We start from the raw sequence: 15,161 nt of genomic DNA, 5'->3' as shown, positions 1-15,161 counted from the left end.
GGCAGGGTTTACCCGACGAGGCCCCAAGCGGCAACCAAGGGAACGCCCTGTTTTCGGCTGGAAGTGCCCCTTTTTGCCCGATCCGGGCTCAAGCCTTTGCCATCCGGCGTTCCACGCCTATCTTGAGGCCATGACAGTCCATTTCCCGTTCCAGAACTCCTATTCGGGGCTGCCGGATAGCTTTTTCGCCCGTGTCGCACCGACGCCGGTGGCGGCGCCCCGGCTCATCAAGCTGAACAGGCCGCTGGCGGTCCAGCTCGGGCTCGATCCAGATGTGCTGGAGACCCCTGAGGGCGCCGAAATCCTGGCGGGCAAGACGGTTCCCGCCGGCGCCGATCCGATCGCCATGGCCTATGCCGGCCACCAGTTCGGGCAATTCGTACCGCAGCTGGGCGACGGAAGGGCGGTGCTGCTCGGCGAGGTCATCGACAAGGACGGCATCCGCCGCGACATCCAGCTCAAGGGCTCGGGTCCCACTCCGTTCTCCCGCCGCGGCGACGGCCGTGCCGCGCTCGGGCCGGTGCTGCGCGAATACATCGTCAGCGAAGCGATGTTCGCGCTCGGCATTCCGACCACGCGCTCACTCGCTGCCGTCGTCACCGGCGAGCACGTCATCCGCGAGACCGCGCTGCCAGGCGCGGTGCTGACCCGCGTCGCCTCGAGCCACATCCGCGTCGGGACCTTCCAGTTTTTCGCCGTTCGCCGCGACACTGATGCCATTCGCCGGCTCGCCGACCATGTCATCGCGAGGCACTATCCGGAGCTGCTCGGCGCCGAGCGGCCCTATCACGCGCTGCTCGGTGGCGTCGTCGCGCGCCAGGCCGATCTCGTCGCACGCTGGCTGTTGGTCGGTTTCATCCATGGCGTGATGAACACCGACAACAGCTCGATCTCGGGCGAGACCATCGATTATGGCCCCTGCGCTTTCATGGATGCCTACAATCCGGCGCAGGTGTTTTCCTCGATCGACGAGATGGGCCGCTACGCCTATGCGAACCAGCCGCGCATCGCGCTGTGGAATCTGACTCGGCTGGCCGAATGCCTGCTGCCGCTGTTCTCCGACGATCAGGAAAAGGCGGTCGCCGATGCCCAGGACATTCTCGGCGCCTTCTCCGAGACGTTCAGCGACGCCTATCAGGCGGGTCTACGCAAGAAGGTCGGCCTGTTCACGGAGCGCGACGGCGACGACGCGCTGATCCAGGACCTGCTGGACACCATGGCCAAGAACCAGGCCGACTTCACCCTCACCTTCCGCAAGCTCGGTGACGCCGCTGGCGATCCTGCTGCCGACGATGCACGCGCGCAATTCATGGAGCCCGCGGCGTTCGACGAGTGGGCCAGGCGCTGGCACGAGCGCACAGCCCTGGAGCCGCAGAGCGCAGCCGAACGGCAAGCCGCCATGCACGCCGTCAACCCGATCTTCATCCCGCGCAACCACCGCATCGAGGCCGTGATCCAGGCCGCGGTCAACGATAACAACTACGCGCCGTTCGAGGAATTGGTGAAGGTGCTGGCAAAGCCGTTCGATGACCAGCCAGACTACGCCGCCTACGCCGATCCCCCGCTGCCGGACCAGCGGGTGCTGCAGACGTTCTGCGGGACGTGAGGCGAGCTCGGTGCGCAGGGTGGAGGCGCCGAAGGCGTAATCCGTGATGCGGGTGCGGAAATCGTTTGTCCAGGACGATCGTTCGCTCAGATCGTCACCACGATTTTGCCGAACTGCTCGTTTGACTCCAGAAAGTGATGGGCCTCGACTATCTCGTCAAAGCGAAACGTTTTGGCGATGATCGGACGCAAGGCACCACCCGAAAGCCCATCGAGGATGAACGCTTTCGCCTTCGCAAGCCGCGTGGGGTCGCGGATGATCTCGTGCACGAGATAGCCGCGCAGCGTCAGGCTCTTGGTCAGGACGTTGACCAGCGGAAATGGCGTCGGCTCGGGGCTCAGGCCGCCATATTCGATGAGAACGCCACCCGGCGACATTGCGGCGGTGAGCGGCTCAAATATGGGACCGCCGACCGCGTCGAACACCACGCGGACGCCGTTTGAGCCGACAATGTCCTCCAGGCGCGACCCGATGTCCTCTTCCACCGAGGCGATGACGTCGGCAGCGCCAGCATCGCGCAAGGCTTGCCGCTTGATCGAGGTTCGCGTCACTGCAATCGGCATCGCACCAATCCGGTTCGCGATCTGAATCGCTGCAAGCCCGACACTGCTCGACGCCGCCGTAATAACGACTGCCTCCCCTCGCTTTAGCCCAGCAATATCGACCAGAGCACCGAACGCCGTCAGATATTGCATCCATACCGCGGCCGCCGCGTCGAAGCCGAGCTCGGGCGGGTGCTTCACAACGAACTCCGCCGGAAACGTGACGAGCTCGCCATAGGCCGGCCATCGCACCATCGACACGGGCGGCACGATGCTGACGACCTCGCCCGGCGAGAAGCCGCTCACGCCTTCGCCGATCGCCTCGACGATGCCGGCGGCCTCGAGACCAAGGCCAGACGGAAAGGTCGCGGTCTCGATATAGGTCCCCGCTCGCAAGAGCGCTTCCGCGCGATTGAGCCCGAGGGCCTTGACCCTGATCTGCACCTCGCACCTTCCTGGCGGCGCGACGTCAACGGTCTCGATGCGCAGCACCTCGGGGCCACCATGTCTGTGGAAGCGAACGACGCGCGCCATGAACACACTCCAAAACAATTGAATTGAATGGAGCTATGCCAACCGAGCGGCAGCGCATAAAGCGATCAAACGGCAAAACAGTCGAAACCAGGAGTTTGCAATCATGGACCGCCTGACCAGCATGGCCGTCTTCGTCAAGGCGGTTGACGTGGGTTCGTTCGCCGCTGCCGCCGATGCGCTCGAAATGTCGGGGCCAATGGTCGGCAAGCACGTTCGCTTCCTCGAACAACGCTTGGACGTCCGCCTCCTCAACCGCACCACACGGCGCCAGAGCCTGACCGAGACAGGCCAAGCCTATTACGAGCGCTGCCGCACTGTGCTCGCCGAAGCCGAGGCCGCCGATGCCGTCGCTTCCGACGAATTGTCCGAGCCGCGTAGCCGGCTTCGCGTGACCATGCCCGCCCTGCTGGGCCGGCACTGCATCGCCCCCTTGCTGATGAAGCTCGCGCGACGATATCCCCATCTGGAGCTCGATCTCTCGTTCGGCGACCCGATCGCTGACATCATCGAGGCCCGCTATGATCTTGCGATCCGGACCGGCGATCTAAACGATCAATCCGGCCTGATGACGCGGCGCATCGCAAGCCAGCGCATGGTGGTGTGCGGTTCGCGCTCCTATCTGCGCGCCAACGGCAAGCCGAAATCGCTCGACGATCTCGCCGCACACCAAGCGATCATCTATCGCCGCTCCGGACGCGTCCGGCCGTGGCTGTTTCCCCGCGAAGGCCAGCCTCCGAGCGAAATCATGCCGGCGGGAAGGCTCAGGCTCGACGATCTCGACGCGATTGCGGACGCCGCTACACAGGGGATGGGACTGGCCTGGCTGCCATACTGGCTGGTCCGCGAACGCCTACGCGCCGGTACGCTCATCAATCTGTTGAGCGGTCAGCCGGGATTTCTCTACGACTGCCACGCGCTCTGGCCCCGCTCGCCCCGGATGCCGCCGAAAGTTCGCGCCGCCGTGGACGCCTTGGCGGCCGTCCTGCCGAAGCTCATGACGTGACGCCGGATGCCGCGGCGCTGCATCGCATGGTGCCCCCGTTAACCCCGCGTCCACCATCCGGCCCAGCCCGCCGCCGGTAACCACGAGAATTAACAGACCCTCAATTCCCCCCGGACAAGTTTAGCAATGTTGCTGGGGGACATTGCCGTGGATCTGTTGGTTTTCGAGTTCCTGGGGCTGGCGCTGGTCGCCATGTGCGTGGTCGTGGTGGCGCTGCCCTGCGCGCGCAAACCCTCCCGGCGGGTCCGCTACGAATAGGATTTTCGTCGGAAAATGCGATTCCGGCCCAAATGCAAGGCTCGAATTCGCTTCGAGCCCCTTGACATCACAGCGCTTTCGGCAGAACGGCTGATGGACTTGTCATGGGCCGTTCATGGATTTGATTACCACCACCGCTGACCTTGCGGCTGCCTGCAGCCGGCTGGCCAAGCACCCCGTCATTACCGTCGATACCGAGTTCCTGCGCGAGACCACCTATTACCCGCTGCTGTGCGTGGTGCAGATGGCGAGCGCCGAGGAAGCGATCGTCATCGACACCCTGGCCGCCGGCATCGACCTCAAGCCGTTCTTCGAGCTGATGGCCAATGAGGCCGTGCTGAAGGTGTTCCACGCCGCCCGCCAGGACATCGAGATCATCTGGCATCAGGCGGGCATCATCCCGCACCCCGTGTTCGACACCCAGGTCGCGGCCATGGTGCTCGGCTACGGCGACAGCATCGCCTACGACGCGCTAGTCGAGAAGGTCACCGGGCACCGCCCGGACAAGACTCATCGCTTCACCGACTGGTCGCGCCGGCCGCTGACCAAGGAGCAGATGCACTACGCCGTGTCCGACGTCACGCATCTGCGCGACGTGTTCGCAGCGCTCGACGCCGACCTCAAGAAGCGCCGGCGCAGCGAATGGGTCTCGATCGAGATGGAGGTCCTGACCTCGCCCAAGACCTACGACTTCCACCCCGAGCGCGCCTGGGAACGGCTCAAGACGCGGGTGCGCAAGCCCAAGGACCTCGCAGTCCTGATGGAGGTCGCCGCCTGGCGCGAGCAGGAGGCGCAGAGCCGCGACGTGCCGCGCGGCCGCGTGCTGCGCGACGAGGCCGTCAGCGACATCGCAACCCACGCGCCGAATACGATCGAGAAGCTCGCAAACCTGCGCTCGGTGCCGAAGGGTTTTGAGAAATCCAAATGGGGCGCCGACATCGTCGCCGCCGTCGAGCGCGGGCTGGCGCGGGATCACGCCACGCTGCCGAAGCTGGAAAAGCCGCGCAACAACAACAATGGCGCCGCGATCGTCGAGCTGTTGAAGGTGCTGCTGCGCATGACCGCGGAGCGCCATGCGGTCGCGAGCAAGGTGATTGCGACCGTCGACGATCTCGAGGAGATCGCGGCCGACGACGAGGCCGACGTGCCGGCGCTACGCGGCTGGCGCCGCGAGCTGTTCGGCGAGGCCGCACTGAAACTGAAGCGCGGTGAGCTGGCGCTGGCGGTGGAGAAAGGCCGCGTGATCGGGGTTCAGCGGGCGGAATAGGCCGCCATCCCTCCGCAACGTCGTCCCCATTACTCCAGGCAAGAGTTTGGCGAAGACTCGTCGTTCGGGACTACTACCACCCGTCTCGCTAGATCGCGCGGTATGGGTCCTGGCTTTCGCCAGGACGACACCGAGAGTGTGGTGAGACGCTCCGCTCGCGTTGAAACGCTTCCCTTACGCCGGCGTCAGCTTCGCCACTTCCGGCTTCATGTCGTCCAGCACACCTGAAATCGCCGCAACCAGCTCGTCGATCTGGGCCTTGGTGACGATCAGCGGCGGGCAGATGGCGATGGCGTCGAGCATGTTGCGCGAGATCACGCCGCGCTCCTGCAGCATGCGGCTGGCCATGCCGCCGACGGCGCCCGGCGTTGCCGCTGCGGTCTTGCGCGCCTTGTCCAGCACCAGTTCGATCGCGGCGATCATCCCGACACCGCGGACCTCGCCGACCAGCGGATGGCTGGTGAGTTCACGCAGCTTGCCTTGCATGTAGCCACCGAGCTCGGCGGCATGCGCAACGAGGCCCCGCTCCTCGATGATTTTCAAATTCTCCAGCGCAATCGCCGACCCGACCGGATGGCCGCCCGCGGTGAAGCCGTGGCCGAGCACGCCGATCTTGTTGCTCTCATCGGCGATCGGCTCGAACATGCGATCGTTCATCATGATGGCCGACAGCGGGAAATAGCTCGACGTGATCTGCTTGGAGACCACGATCGCGTCGGGCTTGATGCCGTAGGTTTCGCAGCCGAACATCTTGCCGGTGCGGCCGAAGCCGCAGATGACCTCGTCGGCGACCAACAGGATGTCGTACTTGTTCAATACCTTCTGGATCTTGTCCCAATAGGTCGCCGGCGGCACGATGACGCCGCCCGCGCCCATCACCGGCTCGCCGAAGAACGCCGCGATCGTGTCCGGGCCTTCCTTCTGGATCAGCGCATCGAGCTCCTCGGCCCGCCGCGTCGCGAAGGCTTCCTCGCTCTCCCCGGGCGCGCCGTCCTTGTAGAAATGCGGCGAGCCCGTGTGCAGGATGTTCGGGAGCGGCAAGTCGAAAGAGCGGTGGTTGTTCGGCAGCCCGGTGAGGCTGGCGGACGCAATCGTGACGCCGTGATAGGCGCGCATCCGGCTGATCACCTTCTTGCGCTGTGGCTGGCCGAGCGCATTGGAGCGATAGGCAATCAACTTCAGAACGGTGTCGTTGGCCTCCGAGCCGGAGTTGGTGAAGAAGACCTTGCTCATCGGCACCGGCGACAGCGCCACCAGCTTCTCGGCGAGATCAATCGAGGGCCCGTGCGATTTGGCGGAGAAGGTGTGATAGAACGGCAGCGCCTGCATCTGCTTGTGCGCGGCTTCGACCAGCCGCTTCTCGTTGAAGCCGAGCCCGACGCTCCACAGGCCCGCCATCGCCTCGAAATAGCGCTTGCCCGACGCGTCGAACACGTAAGGGCCCTCGCCGCGTTCGATCACCAGGGGACCGGCCTGCTGATGGGCGCGCGCGTTGGTGTAGGGATGGAGCTGATAGGCCACATCCCGGGCCTCTTGGGAATTGGGCAACATGGACATTTGCAGGCATCCTTGAAAGCGTCACGTCGCCGGCGCGGCCAGCGTCATCACTCGATGATCCAGCTCCTTGGCTATTGCCACCGCGCAAAACTTGCAACGTCAATTCGTCGGCAGCAAGCGCTCAGCAGCGTTGCACAAAGCCGCACATCGGGCAGCTGTCACGTCGCGCCGTCGTCATTTCCATCGCCATCGGCGGCAGCGGCCTCCCGCACCTCCACCAGCGCCATCGAGAGCAGATACACCGTCGTGGGCAGACCGAGACGGCGCGCCGCCTCGGCGGCACGCGACAGGTCGCTTGCCAGCTCCTCGAGCTGATCTCCCCGTGACAATGTCCCACTCCATCCGTCGATCGCGGCCGCCTACACCGCAACGGCGCCGCTGGTTCTGATCAGTTCGGCGCTGGACTGGATTGTAGCAAAATTCCCGATCACATTCACTACCGCATGCTTGTAGGCGGCAGCATCGCCTGTCCCCGGCTGCCGGCAGGCCACCGCGTCAGCCACCACCTGGAAGCGATGACTGCGGTGAAACCCGTCAATAGCGGTGGCCAGGACAGTTTCGTCCAGGGAAAAGCCCGCGAGCACGCAACGGACATTGCGGATATTGGACATGTAGTCCACAAAACGCGCCGAACTGTATGCCGACGGCAGCGGATGCTCGAACGTCATTTCTCCCGGCCGCGGCTTCGCCTCCGCGATCCAATCGGTCAGCTTGGATGCCGGATTGAACCAGGCCGCCTGCGCGATGCGCTTCAGATGCATCACCGGCCAGAGATTGTCGCGCCAGAACGTCAACAGTTCCACGCAGCGCGCTGTCGCGGCGTCGCCATCGAGGATGACGTGGCGACGTCCGGGGGTCAGATATTCGACCTGGAGATCCGCGCAGACCAGGATCGGCGGATCGTCGGCGATGGAAACCAGCATGTTTTTGCGCGCAGCTGCACCAGTTTCAACGGCCAGCGAGCGCGACGTCCCGCAGCGGCGACGTCACGGCCCGTCCCGCCGAGGCGTCGAGCACGCCCGGCCGGTCCCAATCGCCCTCGGGTCGGATGATCACGTACGGATCGCTCTCCAGCGTAATGGCATCCGGGCCCGGTTCGATCTCCAGCAGCATTTCCGTGTAGGAGAAGTCGGAGAAAGTGATCTTGCGATTGTGGCCGAGCGGCTTGGCGCCGAAATGGGCCCAGAAATCGACCAGCCGATCCTGCGCCTGGCCGTAGATCTTGCGAAAGCCCTTGCGCTTCACATAGTCGACGCTCGCCTGCACCAGCTTGAACGAGACCCGCGAGCGCCGATATTGGTGCCGCACCGCAAGCCGTTCCACCTTGGCGAAATCGCCGAAGAACCGCACCCGCAGACAGCCCGCAGGCTCGTTGCCGACATAGCCGATGAAATGCGCGGCGACCATGTCGTTGCCGTCGAACTCCTCGTCGAACGGGCAATCCTGCTCGGCGAGATAGACGGCCGAGCGGATCGAGGTGACCAGCATGAGATCGCTGAGATCGCGTGCGAGGCGAATGGTGATGGCGCGGGAATCGGGCTTCGCGAGAGGAATCCTAGTACCGTGCATCTGCAAAACTCCTTGCTTGAATGATCGCGCCCGGCATGCGCATCGGCTGCCGATGCCAGGGCCGCTCGTAGCACCAGAGGTCGGGTTGGAAGCTTGGAACAGGCTCGAATCCCGTCGCCTTCATGATGTCGCGTCCGGCCACGGTTGACGGCTGCGCATAGCAATCCGCGTGGCGAAACCTTAGCTGCCTCAGATGAGCCGCGGCCTTGCCGAGACCGGCGACGCCGCGCCCCGTCGCCGCGATCGCCCAGATGTAGATGGCGGAAACGTCTTCCTTCGCGGACGCGAGATGGCGCGTCTCCGGCGCGGTGAGGCAGATCTCGTCGAGCAGCAGCGCATCATGCCCGCGATCGTTGAGAAACAGGAAGGCCATGCCGCCGACGAGATTGCCCTTCCGGCTGAAAGTCAGGATGCTCTCGGGATCGAAGGCGAAATATTTTGCAAGCTCCGCCGCCCCGATCCGAACGCCCGGCACCAGCCGGTGGGCCAACTGCGAAAGCGCGGCGATTTCGGAAAATTGCGCGCGGCGGACGTCGACATCCGGACTGAGCGGCAGCGCGTCGAAATCATGCCTTGCGGCAAACGAGCCCCTTTCCATACCCATGTCACCCCTCTATCGTTCGCGGCTTTCGTGCCCCGCTATGACCAAGAGCTTAGCGGCTGGGGATCTGGCGTATGCAGCAGTTATTGCACCGGGGTGCTGCGATGATGCAGCACCGTGAAGAAGCCCTGGATATGTCCTGGGACGATTTGAAACTGTTTTTAGCTTGCGCAAAATATAAAAGTTTCCGCAACGCCGCCGAGGAGCTCGGGCTCACCTCCACGACCCTGATGCGCAGGATCGACCGGCTCGAAGAGAGCATCGACTGCAAGCTGTTCCTGCGCGACCAGAGCGGGCTCACGCTCAGCGACGAAGGCAGCGCGATGATCGCCGACGTCGCGCATATGGAGCGTCATGCCTTCAACGTGTTCCGGCGTGCTTCGCGATCGTCGAACGACATGTCAGGCACCGTGCGCGTCGCGGTGACGGAAGGCCCCGGCAATTTCTGGATCCTGCCGCGACTGATCGACTTCCAGAAGACCTATCGCAAGATCACCGTCGACCTGCGCTGCGCGATGGAACAGGCCGACGTCGCGCGGCTCGAATCCGATATCGCGATCCAGCTCGAGCCGCCGACCAATCCCGATCTGATCGTCGCCAAGCTCGGCCGGCTGCACATCTATCCCTTCGTCTCCAAGGAGTACGAAAACCTCTACGGCGTGCCCGCGACCCTGGCCGAGCTGAAGAACCATCGCATCATCAAGCAGAGCGCCCCGCAGGTCGACGACGGCGCCTACGCCCGCGTGCTCGGACTGAAGTCGCTCGAGGGCATCGTCGGGATCAAGACCAATTCCTCGGTCGGCGTGCTCTATGCGGTGGAGCGCGGCGCCGGCATCGGGTTCCTGCCGACGGTCTCGATCGCGCTCGGCGCCCCGCTCGTTGCCGTCGATCTCGGCGTCAGCCACCACGCCGATCTCTGGCTCACCTATCACAAGGAGTTCCGCGCCTCCGAGCGCCACAAGATCGTGGTCGATTGGCTGAAGAAGATCTTCGATCCCAAGATCCATCCCTGTTTCCGCGACGAGTTCATCCATCCGAACGCGCTGGCGCCAATGATGACGGCCGCGCGCGAGGGCTTTGGATTGACGGGTTATGTCGCGGCGATGCCGACTTAAAGCTTGAACATGATCTCTTCGGAAAACCGCTTCGCAGTTTTCCAGATCCGGCTCTGGGCGGACGTGGGCAGGCTTCGCCTCACCACCGATATTCGAAGCCGACCGTGCCCTGGTGCGACGTCAGCTCGCTGCGGAACTTGCCGTCGTAGTTGACGTAGAGCCGCGCCGTGTTGGTCAGACTGAGCGAGGCCGAGGCGCCGGCATCCGTGCCGTAGCGGCTCTCGCCGATGCCGGGCACGACGATGCTCTGGGTCCCGAGGCTGACCTGCACCGATCCCAGGTTCTGATGGAAATTGTCGACGAACTTGCCGTAGGCGGACAGGTCCAGGATCTTCTGGTCGAAGATGAAGTAGCGTCCGATCTCGGCTCCGATCATGACGCGCGCGCGAGAGAGCGCCGTCGAGCCGACATTGAGTGGATCGAGGCCGCCAACCTCCTGGAACGCGACGCTGGTGGCGCGGACATATTCCAGTGCGCCCTTGGGCACGATGCGCATCTGGTCCTTGGTCCAGTAATAGCTGATCTCGGTCAACGCGCCGTCGACTGCGGCGCGATAACCCGCGGTCGCAAGGCCGAGGCCGGTATCCCGGCTGGAGCGGACCTTGCCGAAACCGTGCACCAGCGCGAAAGCCCAGGTCCAGGGGCCCTTGTCGACGGAGCCACTGAAGCCGAGTTGAGTCAGGTCCAGCGTCGCGGACTGGAGCGCGAGCGGAACGTCGATGTCGGTGTGGCTCTGGTCGACGGAGAAGCCGAGATTGACGCCCGGTGCGAGCCGCGCGCCAAAGCCCGCGACACCGCCAAAGGTCTTCCGCTTGTCGCCGACAAAGTCTCCTTGCGCATCGGTCCGGACCGAGATGCCGTAGCCCTCGAACCAGGTGCGGTAGCGCGGATCTTCCGCGCCGGCCGATGCGCCGCCGCCGCCGGGATTGGTTCGGAACGCCCGGTTGACGCCGCCAGATGCCTGGTTGCCGAGCCGCTCCAGGAAGTTCGACCCGAGATTGAGCGCGCTGTTGCCGGCCGATTGGTCGTAATTGGTGGAGGTGGCCGACGGCGTGGGAGGTGGTGGCAGTGGCAGCGGCGGGGCGACCTGAGCGAGAACGGGAGCAGCCGTCGTCACCAAGCCAAGCACGATGGCACTCGCGACCTTGGCCGCCGTCCGACGAACCCGGTCTCCGCCAATCACCCGCCGCGTCCCGGAAAGCTGCAATGTGCAGCACATGACAATGAATCCCAAAGCAAAATGGCGGCGCGCAAAAATGCAACACGCGCCACACTGCATGCGACGATTTGTGCTGAACTGCCCCCGAGGGTCAATCGGTCCAGACCTCATCGCCAAGGCGATTGCCATCGATTGTGGTTCCCCGGCCACAGGTCGTAAATTGCAGATGACGGCACCCGGCCCGGACTTGAAATTCGCGCGCGGCTTGCTAACGGGCGATTTTCATGTTGCAATATCGGACACAATCGGAATTGGCCGCTCGACTGTGCGTTTCGCGACATTGAGACTCAAGACTCGAACAGACTACCGGAAGCCCGTTTGTGGCGTGGCACGCGAAAAGCGGCCGCGTCGTTTTTGTATCTAGCGGAGGAGACTGAGGATGCCGCAAAAGGGCACCGTCAAATGGTTCAACCCGACCAAGGGATATGGGTTCATCAAGCCGAACGGCAGTGACAAGGACGTCTTCGTCCACATCTCCGCCGTCGAGCGCGCCGGACTCTCCACCCTCAATGAAAACCAGGTGGTTGAATACGACCTCGTGGAGAACCGCGGCAAGGCATCCGCGGAGAACCTCAAGGTCTCCTGACTTCTCTCGCGGTCTGCGCAAGAGATCATGACGTTGCCCCCGGCTCTGCCGGGGGTTTTTGTTTTGGGGATGAGAAGTATTTCGTGCGACGGCGCTTCACCGCACCAACGGCGCAACCAGAAAATTCTCGGACGGCCCGCTGCCCGCGGTCTTGCACACGTCGCCCTCGATCCGGACCTTGCCGGCCGCGAGCAGGCTCAGCGCTGCGGGATAGATGCGGTGCTCGACCTCGAGGATACGCTCCGACAGCGTATCCGCCGTGTCGTGGTCGCTGACGGGAACCGCGCCCTGCATCACGATTGGGCCGGCGTCGGTCTCGGGGATTACGAAGTGCACCGTTGCGCCGGACAGCTTGACGCCGGCGCGCAAGGCCTGGCCATGCGGGTCCAAGCCTGGGAATGACGGCAGCAGCGAGGGATGGATGTTGAGCATCCGCCCGTACCAGGCTTTTGTGAATTCAGCCGTGAACAGCCGCATGAAACCGCCGAGACAGATCAGCTCGATGCCGTGCTGATCGAGCGCTGCTTGCAGCACCTTCTCGAAGCCGGCGCGGTCCTTGCCGAACGGCTTGCTTTCGATCACCAGCGTGTTCACGCCGCTCGCTTTGGCCCGTTCGAGCCCGAGCGCGTCGGCCTTGTTCGAGATGACGAGCGAAATCTCCGCCGGGAAATCCGCAGCAGCAGCGGCCCTGATCAGCGCGGACATGTTGGAGCCGCGACCGGAGATCAGGATGGCGACGCGGCGTTTCATCAAAGCGCCAGATCGAGGTGGCCGTTATAGATGACGCGGTGCTCGCCCTCAGCCGGGATCACGGTACCGAGCTGTGCGACGGTCTCACCGGCGTCAGTGAAGACCTCCACGACCTCGTCGACCTTGTCCGGCTCGACGATCGCGATCATGCCGATCCCGCAATTGAAGGTCCGCAGCATTTCGAGCTCGGCGATGCCGGCTTGGGCTGCCAGCCATTTGAACACCGGCAGCACCGGCAGGCGCGCCAGATCGATACCGACACCGAGATGGTTCGGCAGCACGCGCGGAATGTTGTCGGTGAAGCCGCCGCCGGTGATGTGGGCAAGCCCCTTCACCGCGCCGGTCTCGCGGATCGCGCGCAGGCAGGATTTGACGTAGAGACGCGTCGGCGTCAGCAGCGCGCCGCCGAGCGTCATGACAGGCGCAAACGGCGCCTGCGCCCCGAAGCCGAGGCCGGATTGTTCCACGATCTTCCGCACTAGCGAGAAACCGTTGGAGTGCACACCCGACGAGGCGAGCCCGATCACGGCATCGCCGGCGGCGATATCCTTGCGCGGCAAGAGCGTGCCCCGCTCCGCGGCGCCGACGGCAAAGCCGCCGAGGTCATAGTCGCCGTCCTTGTAGAGGCCGGGCATCTCGGCCGTCTCGCCGCCGATCAGGGCGCAGCCGGATTCGCGGCAGCCTTCGGCGACACCGGCGACGATCGATGCGGTCGCCTCTGGATCGAGCTTGCCGCAGGCAAAATAGTCCAGGAAGAACAGCGGCTCGGCGCCCTGCACCACGAGGTCGTTGACACTCATGGCGACGAGGTCGATGCCGATCCCGCCATGCAGGCCGGTCTCGATCGCGATCTTGACCTTGGTGCCAACGCCATCGGTCGCGGCCACCAGGATGGGATCCTTGAAACCGGCCGCCTTGAGGTCGAACAGGCCGCCGAATCCGCCGATTTCGGCGTCGGCGCCGGCCCGCGCGGTTGCGCGCACCATTGGCTTGATCAGGTCGACCAGGCGGTTGCCCGCGTCGATATCGACGCCTGAATCGGCGTAAGTGAGGCCGTTTTTGCGGTCGGTCATGCCCGATTTCCAGTGGGTTTGCGGCTGGTTACGTCGAATTCCGGGGACGCGCAATGGCTCGCATGGCGCGCCTCCGTATACTATGTAGAGATATCAACCGGTTCAGCCTCCAAAGGGCCGAATTCGAGGTCAGGCCGGGTGCCGGGAAGCGCCGTGTGAGTATACCGAACATCATTACTTTGGGCCGCATCATGCTGGTCCCGATCATCGTCTGGGCCATCGTGTCGAGCCAAATGGAGGTGGCGTTCGCCGTCTTCCTGATCGCCGGCATCAGCGACGCGGTCGACGGCTTCCTTGCCAAGCGCTTCAACATGACGAGCGAGCTCGGCGCCTTGCTCGACCCGCTCGCCGACAAGGCGCTGCTGGTCTCGATCTACATGGCCTTGGGCATCTGGGGCGCGATTCCGCGTTGGATCGTCATCTTAGTGGTCTCGCGCGACATCATGATCGTCGCCGCCGTGATCATATCGTGGCTGTTCGACCGCCCTGTGGAGATGAAGCCCTCGAAGGTATCCAAGCTCAACACTGTGGCTCAGGTAGCGTTCGCGGCGCTGGTGCTGGCCGCCCTCGCCTTCGGCTTCAAAGCCGGTCCTTATGATATCATCCTGATGGGCCTCGTAACGGTCTTCACGCTCTCCTCCGTGTCGCTCTATCTCGTTGAGTGGTTGCGGCACATGAGCACGATCGAGGCCAAGTGAGTTGGGAAGCGGCCCCGTAAAAGGCCAACTCCCGCTCGATGAAGTCGCATCTCGTCAAACGAAGCCGGCACGCCGGCACGGAGCAAAGCAAGCGTGCCAGGCCGCGTTCATCCCCGACAATTGGCGTTTTCGCTTCCGCATGCGGAGAGCCTGAGCCGGGACAATTTCCTCGAAGGCCCCGTTAATGCCGCCGGTCTTGCCCTCATCGACGCCTGGCCGGAATGGCCGAACCGGATCATGTGGCTGGCCGGCCCGGAAGGAAGCGGCAAAAGCCATCTCGCCGCGATCTGGGCCGAGGCTTCAGGCGCCCGCTCGACCACGGCCAATGGGCTGACCGCCGAAGCCGTCCCGGCTGCGCTCGCCACCGGCGCGCTGGTGGTCGAGGACCCCAAGGCCAGGGAATTCGACGAGCGCGCCCTGTTCCATCTGATGAATCTGGCGCGCGAGGACGGCGCCTACGTCCTCTTCACCGGACGCGAGGCGCCCGCTTCTCTCGAGATCGAGCTTGCCGACCTGCGCTCGCGGCTCCGCGCCGTCCCTGTTATCTCGCTGCTGCCGCCTGACGATCAGCTCTTCCGCGGCCTGATCGTCAAATTCTGCGCCGACCGCCAGCTCGCGGTGGACGAGAGCGTGGTCAGCTACCTCGCCACTCGCCTGGAGCGGTCCTCGGCCGCCGCCCGACGGGCTGTCGACCTGCTGGACACCGAGGCCCTGCGCCTTGGCCGTCCCGTCACCCGGGCCCTGGCAGCCGAGCTGCTCCGGGATGTCTGACCAAGGCGGCTT

At 64.3% G+C, this 15,161-nt stretch carries 16 protein-coding genes; 7 read left to right on the top strand and 9 right to left on the bottom strand.

Annotated elements, in window-relative coordinates; all coding sequences use genetic code 11:
• Window positions 1–130: 130 nt before the first annotated feature.
• Window positions 131–1,606: a YdiU family protein gene (locus N551_RS0127820; protein WP_027569706.1), complete on the top strand. Its 1,476-nt coding sequence runs from the start codon at window positions 131–133 to the stop codon at window positions 1,604–1,606.
• Between the two features lie 86 nt (window positions 1,607–1,692).
• Here the strand turns inward: N551_RS0127820 and N551_RS0127815 are convergent, their stop codons facing one another.
• Complete coding sequence (locus tag N551_RS0127815; protein WP_027569705.1) at window positions 1,693–2,682, bottom strand: zinc-dependent alcohol dehydrogenase family protein; 990 nt, start codon at window positions 2,680–2,682, stop codon at window positions 1,693–1,695.
• A gap of 103 nt (window positions 2,683–2,785) precedes the next feature.
• Here N551_RS0127815 and N551_RS0127810 point away from each other — a divergent pair, with 103 nt between their 5' ends.
• Window positions 2,786–3,685, top strand: coding sequence for a LysR family transcriptional regulator (locus N551_RS0127810; RefSeq protein ID WP_027569704.1), 900 nt, complete (start codon window positions 2,786–2,788; stop codon window positions 3,683–3,685).
• Window positions 3,686–4,058: 373 nt separating this feature from the next.
• Complete coding sequence (rnd, locus tag N551_RS0127800) at window positions 4,059–5,210, top strand: ribonuclease D (protein WP_007591909.1); 1,152 nt, start codon at window positions 4,059–4,061, stop codon at window positions 5,208–5,210.
• A gap of 174 nt (window positions 5,211–5,384) precedes the next feature.
• Here the strand turns inward: rnd and N551_RS0127795 are convergent, their stop codons facing one another.
• From N551_RS0127795 to N551_RS0127775, 5 genes are all read right to left on the bottom strand, one after another.
• Window positions 5,385–6,767 carry an aspartate aminotransferase family protein gene (locus N551_RS0127795; RefSeq protein WP_027569703.1) on the bottom strand — a complete coding sequence of 461 codons (1,383 nt, stop codon included), beginning with the start codon at window positions 6,765–6,767 and terminating at the stop codon, window positions 5,385–5,387.
• A gap of 158 nt (window positions 6,768–6,925) precedes the next feature.
• Window positions 6,926–7,096, bottom strand: coding sequence for a hypothetical protein (locus N551_RS39040; RefSeq protein WP_197031195.1), 171 nt, complete (start codon window positions 7,094–7,096; stop codon window positions 6,926–6,928).
• Window positions 7,097–7,126: 30 nt separating this feature from the next.
• Window positions 7,127–7,690 (bottom strand): isochorismatase family protein, encoded by a 564-nt coding sequence (locus N551_RS0127785; RefSeq protein ID WP_027569702.1) that lies wholly within the window; start codon window positions 7,688–7,690, stop codon window positions 7,127–7,129.
• Window positions 7,691–7,715: 25 nt separating this feature from the next.
• Window positions 7,716–8,336: a GNAT family N-acetyltransferase gene (locus tag N551_RS0127780; RefSeq protein ID WP_027569701.1), complete on the bottom strand. Its 621-nt coding sequence runs from the start codon at window positions 8,334–8,336 to the stop codon at window positions 7,716–7,718.
• Window positions 8,323–8,940 carry a hypothetical protein gene (locus tag N551_RS0127775; RefSeq protein WP_027569700.1) on the bottom strand — a complete coding sequence of 206 codons (618 nt, stop codon included), beginning with the start codon at window positions 8,938–8,940 and terminating at the stop codon, window positions 8,323–8,325. The genes N551_RS0127780 and N551_RS0127775 overlap by 14 nt, the downstream gene beginning before the upstream one ends.
• Window positions 8,941–9,011: 71 nt before the next feature.
• On the opposite strand from N551_RS0127775, the gene N551_RS0127770 reads away from it, so the two are divergent.
• On the top strand, window positions 9,012–10,052 hold the full coding sequence (locus N551_RS0127770; RefSeq protein ID WP_027517562.1) for a LysR family transcriptional regulator: 1,041 nt from the start codon (window positions 9,012–9,014) through the stop codon (window positions 10,050–10,052).
• A gap of 79 nt (window positions 10,053–10,131) precedes the next feature.
• On the opposite strand, the gene N551_RS0127765 is transcribed toward N551_RS0127770, so the two are convergent.
• Window positions 10,132–11,271: an autotransporter outer membrane beta-barrel domain-containing protein gene (locus N551_RS0127765; RefSeq protein WP_027569699.1), complete on the bottom strand. Its 1,140-nt coding sequence runs from the start codon at window positions 11,269–11,271 to the stop codon at window positions 10,132–10,134.
• Window positions 11,272–11,650: 379 nt separating this feature from the next.
• Between N551_RS0127765 and N551_RS0127760 the strand changes: the two genes are divergently transcribed.
• Complete coding sequence (locus N551_RS0127760; protein ID WP_007591938.1) at window positions 11,651–11,857, top strand: cold-shock protein; 207 nt, start codon at window positions 11,651–11,653, stop codon at window positions 11,855–11,857.
• A gap of 96 nt (window positions 11,858–11,953) precedes the next feature.
• Here the strand turns inward: N551_RS0127760 and purN are convergent, their stop codons facing one another.
• A complete protein-coding gene (gene purN / locus N551_RS0127755) occupies window positions 11,954–12,607 on the bottom strand; it encodes a phosphoribosylglycinamide formyltransferase (protein WP_027569698.1) in 654 nt (217 codons plus the stop codon).
• Window positions 12,607–13,680 carry a phosphoribosylformylglycinamidine cyclo-ligase gene (gene purM / locus N551_RS0127750; protein WP_027569697.1) on the bottom strand — a complete coding sequence of 358 codons (1,074 nt, stop codon included), beginning with the start codon at window positions 13,678–13,680 and terminating at the stop codon, window positions 12,607–12,609. Before purM ends, purN begins: the two co-directional genes overlap by 1 nt.
• A 155-nt stretch (window positions 13,681–13,835) precedes the next feature.
• Here purM and N551_RS0127745 point away from each other — a divergent pair, with 155 nt between their 5' ends.
• Window positions 13,836–14,378: a CDP-alcohol phosphatidyltransferase family protein gene (locus N551_RS0127745; RefSeq protein WP_027569696.1), complete on the top strand. Its 543-nt coding sequence runs from the start codon at window positions 13,836–13,838 to the stop codon at window positions 14,376–14,378.
• Between the two features lie 93 nt (window positions 14,379–14,471).
• A complete protein-coding gene (locus tag N551_RS0127740) occupies window positions 14,472–15,149 on the top strand; it encodes a DnaA ATPase domain-containing protein (RefSeq protein ID WP_027569695.1) in 678 nt (225 codons plus the stop codon).
• Window positions 15,150–15,161 lie beyond the last annotated feature (12 nt).

The organism is Bradyrhizobium sp. URHA0013 (assembly GCF_000518345.1).
Taxonomy (GTDB): Bacteria; Pseudomonadota; Alphaproteobacteria; order Rhizobiales; family Xanthobacteraceae; genus Bradyrhizobium.
The sequence above is the reverse complement of the archived record's forward strand: the minus strand, read 5'-3'. Positions and strand labels throughout refer to the sequence as shown.